10 protein-coding genes are annotated in these 16,085 nt (G+C 65.2%); 8 read left to right on the forward strand and 2 right to left on the reverse strand.

Features of this window, described 5'->3' with window-relative positions; genetic code table 11:
* Window positions 1-266 precede the first annotated feature (266 nt).
* The 5 genes from FIU28_RS10455 to cnbZ all read left to right on the forward strand — a co-directional run bounded on the left by FIU28_RS10455 (window position 267) and on the right by cnbZ (window position 7,318).
* Entirely contained in the window at window positions 267-1,001 is a 735-nt protein-coding gene (locus tag FIU28_RS10455; RefSeq protein WP_168202908.1) for a cytochrome c biogenesis CcdA family protein, read from the forward strand.
* Window positions 1,002-1,155: 154 nt separating this feature from the next.
* Entirely contained in the window at window positions 1,156-1,857 is a 702-nt protein-coding gene (locus FIU28_RS10460) for a TetR/AcrR family transcriptional regulator (protein ID WP_143572880.1), read from the forward strand.
* Between the two features lies 1 nt (window position 1,858).
* Entirely contained in the window at window positions 1,859-3,052 is a 1,194-nt protein-coding gene (locus FIU28_RS10465) for an efflux RND transporter periplasmic adaptor subunit (protein ID WP_143572881.1), read from the forward strand.
* Between the two features lie 345 nt (window positions 3,053-3,397).
* Window positions 3,398-6,502 carry a MexW/MexI family multidrug efflux RND transporter permease subunit gene (locus FIU28_RS10470; RefSeq protein ID WP_143572883.1) on the forward strand — a complete coding sequence of 1,035 codons (3,105 nt, stop codon included), beginning with the start codon at window positions 3,398-3,400 and terminating at the stop codon, window positions 6,500-6,502.
* A gap of 66 nt (window positions 6,503-6,568) precedes the next feature.
* On the forward strand, window positions 6,569-7,318 hold the full coding sequence (gene cnbZ, locus FIU28_RS10475; protein ID WP_143572885.1) for a 2-amino-5-chloromuconate deaminase CnbZ: 750 nt from the start codon (window positions 6,569-6,571) through the stop codon (window positions 7,316-7,318).
* A 175-nt stretch (window positions 7,319-7,493) separates the two neighbouring features.
* Here cnbZ and FIU28_RS10480 read toward each other — a convergent pair whose 3' ends face one another.
* Together FIU28_RS10480 and FIU28_RS10485 are read right to left on the reverse strand one after the other, a co-directional pair.
* Window positions 7,494-8,936 (reverse strand): UdgX family uracil-DNA binding protein, encoded by a 1,443-nt coding sequence (locus tag FIU28_RS10480; protein ID WP_143572886.1) that lies wholly within the window; start codon window positions 8,934-8,936, stop codon window positions 7,494-7,496.
* 9 nt (window positions 8,937-8,945) lie between these two features.
* Window positions 8,946-10,184, reverse strand: a complete 1,239-nt coding sequence (locus FIU28_RS10485; protein WP_143572888.1) for a putative DNA modification/repair radical SAM protein — start codon at window positions 10,182-10,184, stop codon at window positions 8,946-8,948.
* Window positions 10,185-10,354: 170 nt separating this feature from the next.
* On the opposite strand from FIU28_RS10485, the gene FIU28_RS10490 reads away from it, so the two are divergent.
* The 3 genes from FIU28_RS10490 to FIU28_RS10500 are packed head-to-tail and all read left to right on the forward strand — an operon-like array spanning window position 10,355 to window position 16,018.
* Complete coding sequence (locus FIU28_RS10490) at window positions 10,355-11,143, forward strand: ImuA family protein (RefSeq protein WP_143572889.1); 789 nt, start codon at window positions 10,355-10,357, stop codon at window positions 11,141-11,143.
* Window positions 11,040-12,686 (forward strand): Y-family DNA polymerase, encoded by a 1,647-nt coding sequence (locus FIU28_RS10495; RefSeq protein WP_246660938.1) that lies wholly within the window; start codon window positions 11,040-11,042, stop codon window positions 12,684-12,686. The genes FIU28_RS10490 and FIU28_RS10495 overlap by 104 nt, the downstream gene beginning before the upstream one ends.
* Window positions 12,683-16,018 carry an error-prone DNA polymerase gene (locus tag FIU28_RS10500; RefSeq protein ID WP_246660939.1) on the forward strand — a complete coding sequence of 1,112 codons (3,336 nt, stop codon included), beginning with the start codon at window positions 12,683-12,685 and terminating at the stop codon, window positions 16,016-16,018. The genes FIU28_RS10495 and FIU28_RS10500 overlap by 4 nt, the downstream gene beginning before the upstream one ends.
* The last annotated feature ends 67 nt before the right edge of the window (window positions 16,019-16,085 follow it).

A 16,085-nucleotide genomic window follows, 5' to 3' on the forward strand; every position in this document is an offset into this window, starting at 1 on the left:
CTTTCTTCCCTCTCCCCCGCGCGAAGCTTCGCTTCGCTAGGTGGGAGAGGGTGGCTCGAACCTGCGGAGCAGGTTCGAGCCGGGTGAGGGGTATGTTCGGCACAAGCGTCGCCGCCCTGCAACCCCCCTCATCCGTCGCCGACTGCGTCGGCGCCACCTTCTCCCACAAGGGGACAAGGAAGAAGTCGGAGTTCACGCGCGATCACAACGCGGAGAGGCATCGCGCGGGCCTTGCATCCGCCGCCGCGGCCGGTGCATCTAGCCGCATGATTCATGATGTCTCGATCCCTGCGGCGCTGCTGGCCGGCCTGGTCAGCTTCCTGTCACCCTGCGTGCTGCCGCTGGTGCCGCCCTATCTGATCTACCTGACCGGCGCGACCATCGAGCACGTCGCCACCGACGAGGCCGACCGTGCCTCGAAGCGCGCGGTGCTGATCTCGGCGCTGGTGTTCGTGCTCGGCTTTTCCACGGTGTTCGTGGCGCTCGGCGCCAGCGCCAGCCTGATCGGCGGCCTGGTGCGGGCGTATTCGGCGGAACTCTCGATCGCGGCCGGTATCATCATCATCCTGATGGGGCTGCACTTCCTCGGCCTGACCCGGATCGGCCTGTTGATGCGCGAGGGGCGGCTGGCGATGGCCAAGCCAGTCGGGCTGTGGGGTGCCTATGCGATGGGGCTGGCCTTCGCGTTCGGCTGGACGCCGTGCATCGGCCCGATCCTGGCGGCGATCCTGTCGGTCGCCGCGGCCGAAGCCACCGTCACCCGCGGCGCGATGCTGCTGGCGGTGTATTCCGCCGGGCTCGGCATCCCGTTCCTGCTGGCGGCGCTGATGGTGGAGCAGTTTTCCACCCTGTTCGCCCGCATGAAGCGGCATCTGCTGCAGGTCGAGCGCGCGATGGGCGTGCTGATGGTGCTGACCGGCATCGGCTTCCTCACTGGCGCCGTCTCCAGCGCCAGCATCTGGCTGCTCGAGACCTTCCCGGCGCTGCAGAATTTCGGATAGCGGCTCTGTTTTACCCTCCCGCTCCAGGGGAGGGTGAGAACGCCACGCTATTTCTCATTCGCCCCGATGGCACCGCCGCCACACCCGGCCAAAATCCCCTTTCGCAACGCATCAGATTATTGACTTCTCAAGAGGTGAGTGCTTACTCACAACTATGAGTACCTTGCGAATGACCCATGATCTCCGGCGGGAGCTGATCCTGAATGCCGCGAAGCGTTGCTTTGCGCGGCACGGTTTCGCCGGCACGACCACCAAGAGCGTGGCCGCGGCGGCTTCGATTTCAGAAGGTCTGCTGTTCAAGCATTTCCCGACCAAATCGGCGCTGTACGCCGAAATCCTCGCCGAGGAATGCGAGGCCGATCCGGGCCTGCACAAGCTGCTCGGCCTGCCACCGTCCACCGAGACGCTGGTGATCCTGATTCGCGGCATGGTCGGGCATTTCATGGCATTGCCCGCCGCGCCCGAGCAGGAGGACGCCCAGCGGATGCGGCTGATGTTCATCAGCCTGCTGAATGACGGCGAGTTTGCCCAGTTGTTGTTCGAGAAGGTCGGTTCATTGATCGGCGGGGCCTTTGCCGCCTCGCTGGACCGGGCGATCGCACAGGGCGACGCCAGTCCGGTCGGCCAGGCGCCGGTTCATCTGTTCTGGTTCGCGCACCACACCGCGATGATGGCGGCGCTGTCGAGGCTTCCCCCGGTTCCCGCTTTGCCCTATGGCAACGATCCCGGTCTGGAACGGCAATTATGCGAATTCATCCTTCGCGGCATTGGCCTGACCCAGGCGGCGATCGCCCGATATATCGACCAAGACATTTCGCCGGACCTGCTGCCCGCGGCAACGACAGAGAGCGCCTGACATGACCCTTGCAAGCGAAGCCAGCGCGGCGCCCCGCGCCGGTGGCGAGAAACCCCGGCCGCGGCCGGTCCGGATGGTGAAATGGTTCATCATCGTCGGCATCCTGCTCGGGCTGCTGGTGACCGCCATCGTCGGCTTCAACTATATTCGCGCCAACGCCATCAAGAACTTCTTCGCCACCATGAAGCCGCCGCCGACCAACGTCACGGTGGCCGAGGCCAAGTCCGAAGTGATCCCGAACCTGCTCAATGCGGTCGGCGATCTCGCCGCCGTGCACCAGGTTAACGTCACCTCCGACGTCAACGGCCGCGTCACCCAGATCATGTTCCAGGCCGGCTCGACGGTGAAGGCCGGCACGCCGCTGGTGCAATTGTTCGACGCGCCGGAGCAGGGCGACCTTGCCTCCTTCAAGGCGCAGGCCAAGGTGGCGGAATTGAATCTCGACCGCGCCAAGCAGTTGGCGTCGCGGCAGTTCGGGCCGCAGGCCACCGTCGATACCGCGCAAGCGGCGTTCGACCAGGCCCAGGCCGGCATCTCGCGCACCGAAGCGGTGATCTCGCAGAAGCTGGTCCGCGCGGCGTTCGATGGCGACCTCGGTGTCCGCCGCGTCGAAGTCGGGCAGTATCTCACGGCCGGCACCCAGATCGTCACGCTGACCGATCTGTCGGCGGTCTATGCCAATTTCACCGTGACCGAGAAGGATTCCGGCACGCTCAAGGTCGGCCAGACCGTTCGCATCACGGTCGATGCCTATCCGGGCCGCAAGTTCGAAGGCAAGCTGACCACCATCGAGCCGCAGATCGCCGCCGAGACCCGCAACATCCGCGTCCAGGCGACGATCCAGAACCCGGAAAAGATCCTGAAGCCCGGCATGTTCGCGACCACCACGGTGGTGCTGCCCGACAAGCCGGCCGTGATCACGGTGCCGGAGACCGCGGTCGATTACACGCTGTATGGCGACAGCGTCTATCTGATTACCGAGAAGAAAGCGGACGACGGCAAGACCAGCCTGACTGCGGTACGCACCTTCGTGCAGACCAGCGACCGGTCCAACGGCCGCGCCGTGATCGTGCGCGGCCTCAAGGCCGGCGACCGGGTGGTGCAGGTCGGCCAGCTCAAATTGCAGTCCGGCGTGGCGGTGGCGATCTCGCCCGATCCCGCGCCGCAGATCCCGGCGAAGGCGCCGCTGAACTAACGTTGACGTTGAACCGAAGTGTTCTGCGTTGCCGAAGCCGCGTCCGAGGTAAACCTCTCCCCACCGGGGAGAGGTCGACCGGCGAAGCCGGGCGGGTGAGGGGGCTCAGCGCCATCGACAGGCCGGTGCCCCCTCACCCGAAGCCTCGCTGACGCGAGGCTCCGACCTCTCCCCGGTGGGCAGAGGTGAAGAGGCGCAGGTGGCAGGTTTCGATCGAAACGAAATCGATCGCGTTTGGGACGATGACGGATTGCAGCAAGCGCGATCCGTTTTGATAGAGACGAACCAATTTCTCGCATCTGCGCGGCCTCGTTCGGCGCGCGGTGCCGCCGACGGAGCGCTGCGATGACCTTTACCGATATCTTCATCAAGCGGCCGGTGCTGGCGGTGGTGGTCAGCCTGTTGATCCTGCTGATCGGCTTCAAGGCGGCGACGTCGCTGCCGATCCGGCAATATCCGAAACTGTCGAACACCGTGATCACCATCACCACGGTGTATCCCGGCGCGTCGCCGGACCTGATGCAGGGCTTCATCACCACGCCGATCGAGCAGGCCGTCGCCGCCGCCGAGGGCCTCGACTACATGACCTCGGCCTCGACCCAGGGCCAGAGCCTGATCTCGGTCTACATCAAGCTCAACAACGACCCCAACGCCGCGCTCACCGAAGTGCTGTCGAAGGTCAATTCGGTCAAATATCTGATCCCGCGCGAGGCCAACGACCCGGTGATCGTGAAATCGACCGGCACCACCACGGCCGTGATGTATCTCGGCTTCTCCAGCGAGGAACTGTCGGGCTCGGCGATCTCCGACTATCTGACGCGCGCGGTGCAGCCGGTGCTCTCCACGGTCGACGGCGTGGCCTCGGCCGACATCCTCGGCGGCCAGACCTTCGCGATGCGGCTGTGGCTCGACCCGCTGCGCATGCAGGGCCGCGGCGTGTCGCCGGATGACGTCACGGCGGCGATCCGCGCCAACAACTTCCAGTCGGCGGCGGGCCAGACCAAGGGCTACTACATCGTCTCCAACGTCACCGCCAATACCGACCTGCAGAACGTCGACCAGTTCAAGCGGATGATCGTGAAGGCCAAGGACGGTGGCTTCGTTCGCATGGAAGACATCGCGACCGTCGAACTGGCGGCGCAGAGCTCGGATGCCAGCGTCGCGTTCAACGGCGAGCGCGCCATCTTCATCGGTGTGCAGTCGACCCCGCAGGGCAACCCGCTGAACATCGTTAAGGGCGTGCGCGCGCTGTTCCCGGAACTGGAGCGCAGCCTGCCGCCGTCGCTGAAGATGAAGGTGGCCTATGATTCGACGAAGTTCATCACCTCGTCGATCAACGAGGTGCAGAACACGCTGATCGAGGCGGTGGTCATCGTGATCGTGGTGATCTTCCTGTTCCTGGCGTCGTTCCGCTCGGTGATCATCCCGGTGGTGACGATCCCGCTGTCGCTGATCGGCGTCTGCAGCCTGATGCTGGTGATGGGCTTCTCCATCAACATGCTGACGCTGCTGGCGATGGTGCTGGCGATCGGCCTCGTCGTCGACGACGCCATCGTGGTGGTGGAGAACATCCACCGCCATCTGGAGGAGGGCAAGTCGCCGGTGCAGGCGTCGCTGGAAGGCGCGCGCGAGATCGTCGGTCCGGTGATCTCGATGACCATCACGCTGGCGGCGGTGTATGCGCCGATCGGCTTCCTCAGCGGCCTGACCGGCGCGCTGTTCCGCGAATTCGCCTTCACGCTGGCGGGCTCGGTGATCGTGTCCGGCGTGATCGCGCTGACGCTGTCGCCGATGATGTGCTCGGTGCTCTTGAAGCAGGAAGAGGCCGGCTGGTTCGCCAGGAAGGTCGATCGCGTGTTCGGCGCCACCACGCGCTGGTATGGCCGGCAGCTCGATCGCTCGCTCGACTACCGGCCGATCACCGCTTTGTTTGCGGTGGTGATCCTGGGCCTGGTCGGCTTCATGTATGTCAACACCTCCAAGGAACTGGCGCCCGAGGAGGATCAGGGCATCCTGTTCGCCGTCACCAAGGCGCCGAAATACGCCAACATCGATTACGCCAATTTCTACAGCGACAAGATGGACAAGGTTTTCCAGAAGTTTCCGGAAACCGATCTGCGCTTTATCATCAACGGCACCAACGGCCCCTCCAACGGCATCGCCGGCATGGCGTTGACGCCGTGGGACGAGCGCACGCGTTCCTCGACCAAATTGAAGCCGCTGGTGCAGGCCGAGCTCAGCAAGATCGAGGGCACCAGCGTGTTCGCCTTCAACCTGCCGGCGCTGCCGGGCGGCCCGGGCGGCCTGCCGATCCAGATGGTGATCAACTCCACCAACGGCTTCCAGTCGGTCTATGAGGAGATGAACAAGCTGAAGGCCACCGCGCGCAAGAGCGGGCTGTTCATCGTCGCCGACAGTGACCTCGACTACAACCAGCCGGTGGTCCGGGTGAAGATCGACCGCAACAAGGCCAATGATCTCGGCATCACCATGGCCTCGATCGGCAGCACGCTGTCGACGCTGCTCGGCGGCAACTACACCAACCGCTTCAACCTCGAGGGTCGTTCCTACCAGGTGATCCCGCAGGTGCCGCGCGCGATGCGGATCTCGCAGGATTCGCTGTCGAACTATTACGTGCCGACATCGACCGGCCAGCAGGTGCCGCTGTCGACGCTGGTGACGGTGGAGACCGCCACCAACCCGAACGCGCTGTCGCACTACAACCAGCTCAATTCGGCGACCTTCCAGGCCGTGCCGATGCCGGGCGTCACGGTCGGCGCCGCGGTCGACTTCCTGGAGAACGCCGCCAAGCAGCTGCCGTCGGGCTTCAACCATGACTACCTCGCCGACAGCCGGCAATATGTGCAGGAAGGCAACCAGCTCGCGATTGCCTTCGGCTTCGCGCTGATCATCATCTTCCTGGTGCTGGCCGCGCAGTTCGAGAGCCTGCGCGATCCCCTGGTCATCATGATCTCGGTGCCGATGGCGATCTCGGGGGCGCTGATGCCGCTGTTCTTCGGTCTCGCCACGATCAACATCTACACCCAGGTCGGCTTGCTGACGCTGGTCGGGCTGATCTCCAAGCACGGCATCCTGATGGTGGAGTTCGCCAACGAGCTGCAGCTCAAGGAAGGGCTCGACAAGCGTTCGGCGATCGAGATGTCGGCGCGCGTGCGGCTGCGGCCGATCCTGATGACGACGGCGGCGATGGTGGCCGGCCTGTTGCCGCTGCTGACTGCTGCGGGTGCGGGCGCAGCCAGCCGGTACTCGATCGGCCTCGTCGTGGTGTCCGGCATGATGATCGGAACGCTGTTCACGCTGTTCGTGCTGCCCGCGGTCTATGTCGCGATCGCCACCGACCATCGCGCCGGCCGCGAGACCAGGCGTGCTAAGGAGATCGAAGAGTTCGACATGCACGACCACGCCGCCCCGGCGCTGCGCCCGACCTGAGCGCCGCGCTTCACCTCTCCCCGACGGGGAGAGGTGAAGACCGCATTGACTCTGGAGTACTTTCTCATGACGCGTGACTTCGCCGCCGGCAACTACCGCTATCTTCCGGCGGGTTTCCAGTTCTCCAGCGGGGTCGCCGCCGATCCGGATTTCGAGATCGAGCGCGTCCGCTTCGACAAGCCTGTGGCGCTGGCTGACGGCTTCTCGCTGATAGCCGATCATATCCTGGGCGCGGGGCGTCCGCTCACCGCGCTGTGCGCCTGCGAGCTGCGTTCGCCGGCCGCGCTCGACGGCGACGGGTTTCGCGATTTCAACCGGCATTACGTCAAGACGCTGGTGGAGTGGGAAATTTATGACGGCTCGAGCGAGAACAATCCGGTGGCGCGCAGCAATGTCTGCCCGGAGATCGATCCACCCGCGGAGCCGTCCTTCTATGCCTTTTCCTTTACGCGGCCGGCACTGGGGGCGAGCCCGACCTGCGTGATCGCCGGCAGCGGCGAGTCGCGCGGCGGCGACGGCGGCTATCCCGAGCGCCTGGTGCGCTACCGCGATATGAGCCCGGACGGATTTCGCGAGAAGGTCACCTTCACAATGGCCGAGATTCTGGCGCGGCTGTCGGCGCTCGGCTTCGGCTGGAACGACGTTACCGGCACGCAGGTCTACACCGTGCATGATTTCCACGCGCTCGCCGCCGACGAACTGGTCCGCCTCGGCGCTGCGCGTGCCGGCCTGACCTGGCACTATGCGCGTCCGCCGGTGGTGGACATGGAATTCGAGGTCGATGCACGGCGCGTGATGCGGGAGATGGTGATCTAAGGCTCTTAGCTCGAACGCCTCTGTTGTCGTCCCCGCGAAAGCGGGGACCCATAGCCTCCGTCCGCAGTGAGGCGACACGCCGTTTGCCACAACGATCTCTCGCTTCATATCGACAGCGTGTATGGGTCCCGGCGTTCGCCGGGACGACACGATAGGATGGAGAGCCGCTGCGGAGTTACGCCGCTTTCGCTTCGCTCAGGTGTTTCGCCACAATCCGCAGATCCTCGACGAAGTGCGCATACTCCCGTGCGCGGGCTTCTTCGTCCGGCAATCGCAGCAGGTAGGACGGGTGCACCGTCACCAGCACGCGGGTCTTGTCATCGAGTTCGAGGATGCGGCCGCGGGTCTTGGCGATCGGCGTGGCCTTGCCCAGCACGCTATGCGCGGCCGTGGCGCCCATCGCCACCACCAGCTCGGGCTGCACCGAGGCCTTCTCGCGCTCGTACCACGGGCGGCACGCCTTGATCTCGGCGATGCCCGGCTTCTGGTGCAGGCGAAACTTGCCGCGCGGCACGAACTTGAAGTGCTTCACCGCGTTCGTCATGTAGACCTTGCCGCGGTCGACGCCGGCTTCCGCCAGCGCGCGGTCGAGCATCTGCCCGGCCGGACCGACGAAGGGGTGTCCGGCCAGATCCTCCTTGTCGCCGGGCTGCTCGCCGACCATCATCACCGAGGCCTTTTGCGGGCCTTCGCCGAACACGGTCTGCGTCGCGTCCTTCCACAACTCGCACATCCGGCAATGGCTGGCCTCGTCGCGCAGCGCCGCGATGCTTTCGGTGTCGGCGTGAACCCGTTTCGGCATCGGCGCCTCCCGGTGCTGCAGGCGTTTCGGTTCGGTGGGCGGGCTTGCGATCATCGCGCCGCTGAGTTTCTCGGCCTGCTCGATCAGCGGCCGGATCAAGGCGGCCTCCGGCAGGTTCTTCCAGTATTTCTTCGGCATCTCCGACTGCATGGCCTTGGTCTTCAGCCGCGCCGGATTGAAGATCGAGGCGTAATAGGTCAGCCAGGTCTCTTCCAGCCGGTCCTCGCTTGGCGCGTCGGATTTCGGCACGCCCGGCGTGATCGAGACGGCATGGCCATCCCAATGCGCGCAGACGTCCGGCGTGAGAATCGACCACGCCATGTCGGCGAAGCGGCGCGTGAAAAACGGCGTGGTGGCTTCGACGATGTGATGCTCGGGCTCGAACCAGGCGACGAAGCGCGACTTCGGTTCGCGGCCGATCTCGCGAAAGCGCACGAAGGCCGTCATCTTGTGCTTGTCGCGGCGTACCGCCTTTGACAGCGCGTGGAGCTTCGCGATGTCGGGATCGGTCGCGACCTGCAACAGCTCGTGGTTCGAGCGCAGCCGCCACAGCACGCGGTAGAGCAAAGCGAAGCGTTCGGGGGCGCTGTGCAGGATCACGGTTCTGGCGAGATCGACGAAACTCGCGGAGACGTTGAAGGTGCCGGCCGGCGTTTCCAGCGGCGGCGTTTCGCGCGGCGCGGCGAACAGTTCGGGCTCGTCTGTCGGCGCCGACCAGGTGACGTCTTCCGGCTTGATATTGTTGAGCGCCAGGGTCCGCGCGGCCTTGCGCCAGCCGTTGAAGTCGGTTTCGCTGTCGAGGGTGATGAAGTGCATCGGTTTTCTCTAAAACCCGAACCCCAGCTGTGTCGCTTTCGGCTTGAAGCGCGCGGCGAGGTGCGCGCCGTCGAGCAGATGCACCGCGGGCCGGTGATCGGGGAGAACGATGAACGGCAGCGCCTTGTTCCGCGGGATGTGCAGTTTGGCGAGGTCGCCGACGCGGATCGAACTGATGCGCCGCGTTGCGATGATGCGGTCCACTGCCTTGGCGCCGAAGCCCGGTACGCGCAGCAAATCCTCGCGGCTCGCCTTGTTGACGTCGAGCGGGAAGCGCTCGCGGTTGCGCAGCGCCCAGGCGAGTTTGGGGTCCATGTCCAGGGACAGCATGCCGTCGTCGGCGCTGACGATCTCGTCGGCATCGAAACCGTAGAACCGCATCAGCCAGTCGGCCTGGTAGAGGCGGTGCTCGCGGATCAGGGGCGGCGCGCGCAATGGCAGCGCACGGCTGGAATCCGGGATCGGGCTGAACGCGGAGTAATAGACGCGCTTCAGTTTGTAGGAGCCGTAGAGGTTGGCCGAGGTCGAGATGATGGTCTGGTCGGTCGCGGCATCCGCGCCGATGATCATCTGCGTGCTCTGTCCCGCCGGCGCAAAGCGCGGGCCGACATTGCCGCGCGGCGTGATCTTCTTCGCCTCGCGCGCCTCGTCGAGCTTCAGCCGCAGCCGGCCCATGGTGCGGCGGATGGCGCGGACGTCCTTCTCCGGCGCCAGCGTCGCCATGCTGGCTTCTTCCGGCACCTCGATGTTGATGCTGAGCCGGTCGGCATAAAGGCCTGCCTCGGTGATCAGCGCCTCGTCGGCTTCCGGGATCGTCTTGAGATGGATGTAGCCCTTGAAATGCCGCTCGCGCAGTTTTCGCGCGACCGCGACGACCTGTTCCATCGTGTAGTCCGGGTTCTTGATGATGCCCGACGACAGGAACAGGCCCTCGATGTAGTTGCGGCGATAGAAGTCGAGCGTCAGCGTGACCACCTCGTCGACCGTGAAGCGGGCGCGCTGTACGTTGCTCGAGGCGCGGTTGACGCAATACAGGCAATCGTAGTTGCAGGCATTGGTGAGCAGGATCTTCAACAGCGAGATGCAACGGCCGTCGGGCGCATAGGAATGGCAGATCCCCATGCCCGGCGCGGTCGAACCCACGCCCTTGCCGTCGCGGCTGTCCTTGCGCTCGCTGCCGCTGGACGCGCAGGACGCATCATATTTGGCGGCATCCGCCAGGATCGCCAGCTTGCGTTGCACGTCCATTATTTGAATCCCTTTGATTCCATTGACGTAAAAAATTGCTTCGGTCGGCCGGTCTGAATCGCGTTGACTCCGCCGACCCTCTTAGCTTTATAATAGAACATAGCATGAACAATTGAGCCAGTCTTTGGTTCTCTAAACATCTGAATTACTGGCAATCTGAGGAGCGACGCATGAGCGGCGATCGCACAACCATGCTTGCGCATCTGCGCGGCAGCATCGAACGCGTCGAGACGCATTCGGATACCTACGCGCCCGATCGGGTTCCACTGGGCCATGCCGAGGCCGATGCCGCATTGAAGGGCGGGCTGGCGCGCGGCGCGCTGCACGAGGTGTTCTGCGAGGGACGCCAGAGTGCCGCGGCGACCGGCTTCATCGCGGGTCTCGCGCGACGCATCAGCCCGGACCGGCCGCTGCTGTGGATCCGGCAGGATTTTGCCGAGCGCGAGACTGGCGCACTCGCGATGAGTGGCTGGAACGAACTCGGGCTCGATCCGCGCGGCCTCGTCACGGTGCGCGCGCCCGATGTCGAGACGGCGTTGCGCACCACCGCGGACGCTCTCGCCTGCGACGCGCTGGGCGGCGTGGTGCTGGAGAGTTTTGGCGAGAGCAGGCAGTTCGATCTGGTCGCCAGCCGCAAGCTGACGCTGGCGGCGCGCGGCTCCGGCGTCACGGCGTTGTTGTTGCGCGTCGCGGCGATGCCGACGGCGTCGACCGCAGAAACCAGATGGATCGTGCGCTCGGCGCATTCGCCGCCCGGCAATGCCTGGCAGGTATGGGGCGCGCCGATGCTGGACGCGCAACTGGTTCGCAATCGTCATGGCCCGAACGGCCAATGGATCATGGAATGGAAGTCTGATGAGTGTGTTTTCCGTGAAGCGACGTATGCTCAGCCTGTTCCTGCCACGGCTGCCCACCGACCGCCTGCAGCGGCTGCGCACGCGCAGCGGCGCGCCGGATAACAAAGCGTTTTCGAGCGAAGTGGGGACCGGTTCGCGCGAAGAAAACGCGTCCAACCAAAAAGCCAACCCGGTCATCGTTGTCGCCAAGCACAGCAACGCGCTGCAGATCGCGGCACTCGATCATGCGGCGGCCAAACTCGGACTCGAAGTCGGCCTGCCGCTGGCCAATGCCCGCGCGATGTGCCCGGACATCCAGGTGTTCGACTCCGATCCCGCCGCCGACCGGCTGCTGCTCAACCACATCGCCGACTGGTGCGACCGCTTCACGCCCTTGGTGGCGCTCGACGGGCCGGACGCGTTGTTTCTCGACATCACCGGCTGCGCGCATCTGTTCGGTGGCGAGGCGGCCTTGATGCAGATGCTGTGCGCCGCGCTGGCCGCGCAGGGCTTTGTCGTGAGTGCTTCGATCGCCGGCACCTCGATTTGCGCGCGCACGCTGAGCCGCAACAGCCACGGCCGGATCATTGCGGACGGCGCGGAGGCCGAGGCGGTCAAGGCGTTGCCGGTGTTCACGCTCGGCGCCGCAGAGGCGATCACGCGCGGGCTGCGCCGCGCCGGGCTGAAGACCATCGGCGACGTCGCCTCGCGCGCGCGCCACGAGATCACCGCGCGGTTCGGCGCGGAATTCACGACGCTGCTCGAGCAGGCGCTCGGGCAATCTGATGCGCCAATCTCCCCGCGAAAACCGCTGCCGGATTACATCGTCGAAAAACGCTTTCCCGAACCGGTCGCGACCGACGGCGTGATCGCCGCGACGTTGTCGAGCCTCGCCGCGATGCTGGTCGGCGCGATGGACAAACAGGGCAAGGGCGCGCGACGGCTGGAAGCCAGCTTCTTCCGCACCGACGGCGCGGTGCGCTCGATCACGGTGGAGACCGGGCAGGCCGTGACCAAGGTCGCGGTGATCGAGCGATTGTTCCGCGAGCGGCTGGATTCGATCGCCGATCCGCTCGATCCCGGCTTCGGCTTCGACCTCATTCGGCTGTCGGCGGGGCGCACCGAGATCGTGGTGCAGCAGCAGCGCGACCTCGACGCCAATGTGCACGACAATGACGAGTTGGCCGCGCTGATCGACCGCATCGCGGCGCGGATCGGCGCGAAGCGCGTCGTCGTGCACCTGCCGGTCGACACCCATATTCCGGAGCGCGCGATGGCGATGGCGCCGGCGCAGCATCAGTTGATCGTCGCCTCGCAAGCGGTGTGGCCGGCGCGCGCGCCGGACGAGCCGCCGTTGCGGCCGCTGCGGCTGTTCGCGTATCCCGAACTCATCAAGGTGATCGCCGGCGTGCCGGACGGCCCGCCCGCGCAATTCCGCTGGCGCCGCGCAACGCATGCCGTGGTGCGCGCCGAAGGGCCGGAGCGCGTCGCGATGGAATGGTGGCGATCGCACGGCGAACTCCTCACGCGCGACTATTTTCGCGTCGAGGACGAGGCCGGTCTGCGGTTCTGGCTGTACCGCGACGGCCTCTATGGTCGCGAGAAAATCTCCGAAGAGGGCCTACCGGTGTCGCCCGACTGGTTCATGCACGGACTGTTCGCGTGAATGACTACGCCGAGATCGGCATTACCACGAATTTCTCGTTCCTGCGCGGCGGGTCGCATCCGGGTGACTACGTACACCAGGCCAGCGAACTGCGCATTCCCGTCATCGGCCTCGCCGATCACAACACGCTGGCCGGCGTGGTGCGGGCCTATAATGAACTCGACAATGACGAGGTCGTGCATAAGCCAAAACTGCTGATCGGATCGCGGCTGGTGTTCGCCGACGGCACGCCGGATATCCTGATCTACCCGAAAGACCGCGACGCCTATGGACTGCTGTGCCAGTTGCTGACGCGGGGCAAGCGCGCCGCCGGCAAGGGCGAATGCCACCTCGCGCTCGGCGATCTGCTGGACTTCGCCGAAGGCCAATTGCTGGTGCTGACGCTGCCGCATCGTTTCGAGACGGCTGTGGCGCTGGTTGTACTGGCGCAATTGAAAGCCAGCCAAGCCGATGGCGTGTGGCTGGCGGCGAGCATCCTGTATCGCGGCGACGATCGCCGCCGCCTGGCGCTGCTGCAGCGCGTCGCCGACACCGCGCGGGTGCCGCTGCTCGCCACCAACGAGGTGCTGTACCATCATCCCGACCGCCGCCCGATCCAGGACGTGCTGAGCTGCATCCGCGAGAAGGCGACCATCGAAACCATCGGCACGAAGCTCGAGGCCAATGCCGAGCGCTTCATGAAGCCGGCCGCCGAGATGGTCCGGCTGTTCCGCGACGCGCCGGACGCCATCGCCGAGACGATGCGCTTTGCCGGTCGCATCACGTTCTCGCTCGACCAGTTGAAATATCAATATCCCGACGAGCCGGTGCCCTCCGGCAAGACCGCGCAGCAGCATCTCGAGGATCTGACCTGGGAAGGCTACGCGAAGCATTTCCCGAACACGGTCGACGCGAAGCTCGAGGCGACGCTGAAGAAGGAGCTGCGCCTGATCGCCGAGCTGAACTACGCGCATTACTTCCTCACCGTGCACGACATCGTGCAGTTCGCGCGCGGCCAGAACATCCTGTGCCAGGGGCGCGGTTCGGCGGCGAATTCGGCGGTCTGCTACATGCTCGACATCACCTCGGTGAACCCCGCCGAGGTCGACCTGCTGTTCGAGCGCTTCATCTCCAAGGAGCGGCTGGAGCCGCCGGACATCGACGTCGACTTCGAGCACATCCGCCGCGAGGAGGTGATGCAATATGTCTATCGCCGCTACGGCCGGCATCGCGCCGCGATCATCGCCACCGTGATCCACTACCGCCCGCGCTCGGCGATCCGCGACGTCGGCAAGGCGCTGGGGCTCACCGAGGACGTGACGTCGGCGCTGGCCGATACCGTGTGGGGAAGCTGGGGCCGCGGCCTCAACGAGATGCAGGTGCGGCAGGCCGGGCTCGATCCCGCCAATCCGATGATCTCGCGCGCCATCGAGCTGGCCTGCGAGCTGATCGAATTCCCGCGGCATCTGTCGCAGCATGTCGGCGGCTACGTGCTGACGCAGGACCGGCTCGACTCTTACGTGCCGATCGGCAATGCGGCGATGGACGACCGCACCTTCATCGAATGGGACAAGGACGACGTCGACACGCTGAAGATGATGAAGGTCGACATTCTCGCGCTGGGCATGCTGACCTGCATCCGCAAATGTTTCGATCTGATCCAGCAGCACAAGGGCCAGCGCTTCGAGCTGCGCGACATCAAGGCCGAGGCGCTTGATGCGAAACCGGTGTTCGCCATGCTGCAGCGGGGCGAGTCGCTCGGCGTGTTCCAGGTCGAGAGCCGCGCCCAGATGAACATGCTGCCGCGGCTGAAGCCGAAGAATTTCTACGACCTCGTCATCGAAGTCGCGATCGTGCGGCCCGGCCCGATCCAGGGCGACATGGTGCATCCCTATCTCCGGCGCCGCAAGATGAACCCGGAGGACATCGAATATCCCTATCCGAAGGGCGGCGACAAAAACGAGCTCTACAACGTGCTGCACAAGACGCTCGGCGTGCCGCTGTTCCAGGAGCAGGCGATGCGGATCGCCATCGAGGCCGCCAAATTCACCCCGGAGGAGGCCAACGGCCTGCGCCGCGCCATGGCGACGTTCCGCAATGTCGGCACCATCGGCTCGTTCGAGCAGAAGATGGTCGGCAACATGATCGCGCGCGGCTACGATCCGGAGTTTGCCAAGAACTGCTTCGAGCAGATCAAGGGTTTTGGTAGCTACGGCTTTCCGGAGAGCCACGCCGCCGCGTTTGCGCAGTTGGTCTATGTGTCGTCGTGGCTGAAGCACTACCATCCCGACGTATTCTGCTGCGGATTGCTGAACTCGCAGCCGATGGGATTCTACGCGCCGTCGCAGATCGTGCGCGACGCGCGCGAGAACGGGGTCGTGATCCGCGACATCGACGTCTCGTTCAGCCACAGCCAGAACACGCTGGAGCCGACCAGCCGGAACTATCACGCGGTGCGGCTGGGCTTCCGCCAGATCGACGGCTTTGTCTGGGGCGATCCCGACGAGCAACGCGAACGCGCGAAAGCCGGCAAGCCAGCCGCGGAGGACTGGGGTGCGCGCATCGTTGCAGCAAGGACGCGGAACCCCTTCACCTCGCTGGAGGACTTTGCCCGCGACACCGCGCTGCCGAAGCGCGCGCTGATCGTGCTGGCGGATGCGGATGCGTTCCGCTCGATCGGGCTCGACCGCCGCGCGGCGCTATGGGCGGTGCGAAGGCTGCCGGACGACGTGGCGCTGCCGTTGTTCGAGACCGCGCAGGCGCGCGAACAGCCGGATGAACACGCCGCCCCCTTGCCGCAAATGCCGCGCTCCGAGCAGGTCATCGCCGACTACCAGACGCTGCGGCTGTCGCTGAAGGGCCATCCGCTGGAATTTTTGCGCGCGATGTTCGACGCCGAGAAGGTCACGACCTGCAAGAGCGTCTCGGAAACCAAGGGCAACGGCCGCCGGGTGCGTTGCGCCGGCGTGGTGCTGGTGCGGCAGCGGCCCGGCAGCGCCAAGGGCGTGATCTTCATGACGCTGGAGGACGAGACCGGCATCGCCAATGTCGTGGTCTGGCCCCAGGTCATGGAGCGGTTTCGAAAAGAAGTAATGGGCGCGCGGCTGCTGATGGTCGAAGGCACTATCCAGTCGAGCGAGGAGGGCGTCGTGCATCTGGTGGCGGCGCGATTGATCGATCGCAGCTTCGAGATGAACCGGTTGTCGGACAATCTGGCTGCCCGGCCGGCCTTGGGGGTAACACCATCCGAGCCGCTCAACGACGACCGCCGCGAGCACCCTGACACCCCCGCGCAGAAAATCCAGCATCCGCGCGACGTCCGCATCCTGCCCAAGTCGCGGGATTTTCATTGAGGCTTCTTGCCTCGTCCCGTAAAGAGCGGGAAGGTGAGGGCTACGGCTGTCGGCGTCTCGTCATATG

It is taken from the genome of Tardiphaga sp. vice154 (genome assembly GCF_007018645.1).
GTDB lineage: Bacteria > Pseudomonadota > Alphaproteobacteria > Rhizobiales > Xanthobacteraceae > Tardiphaga.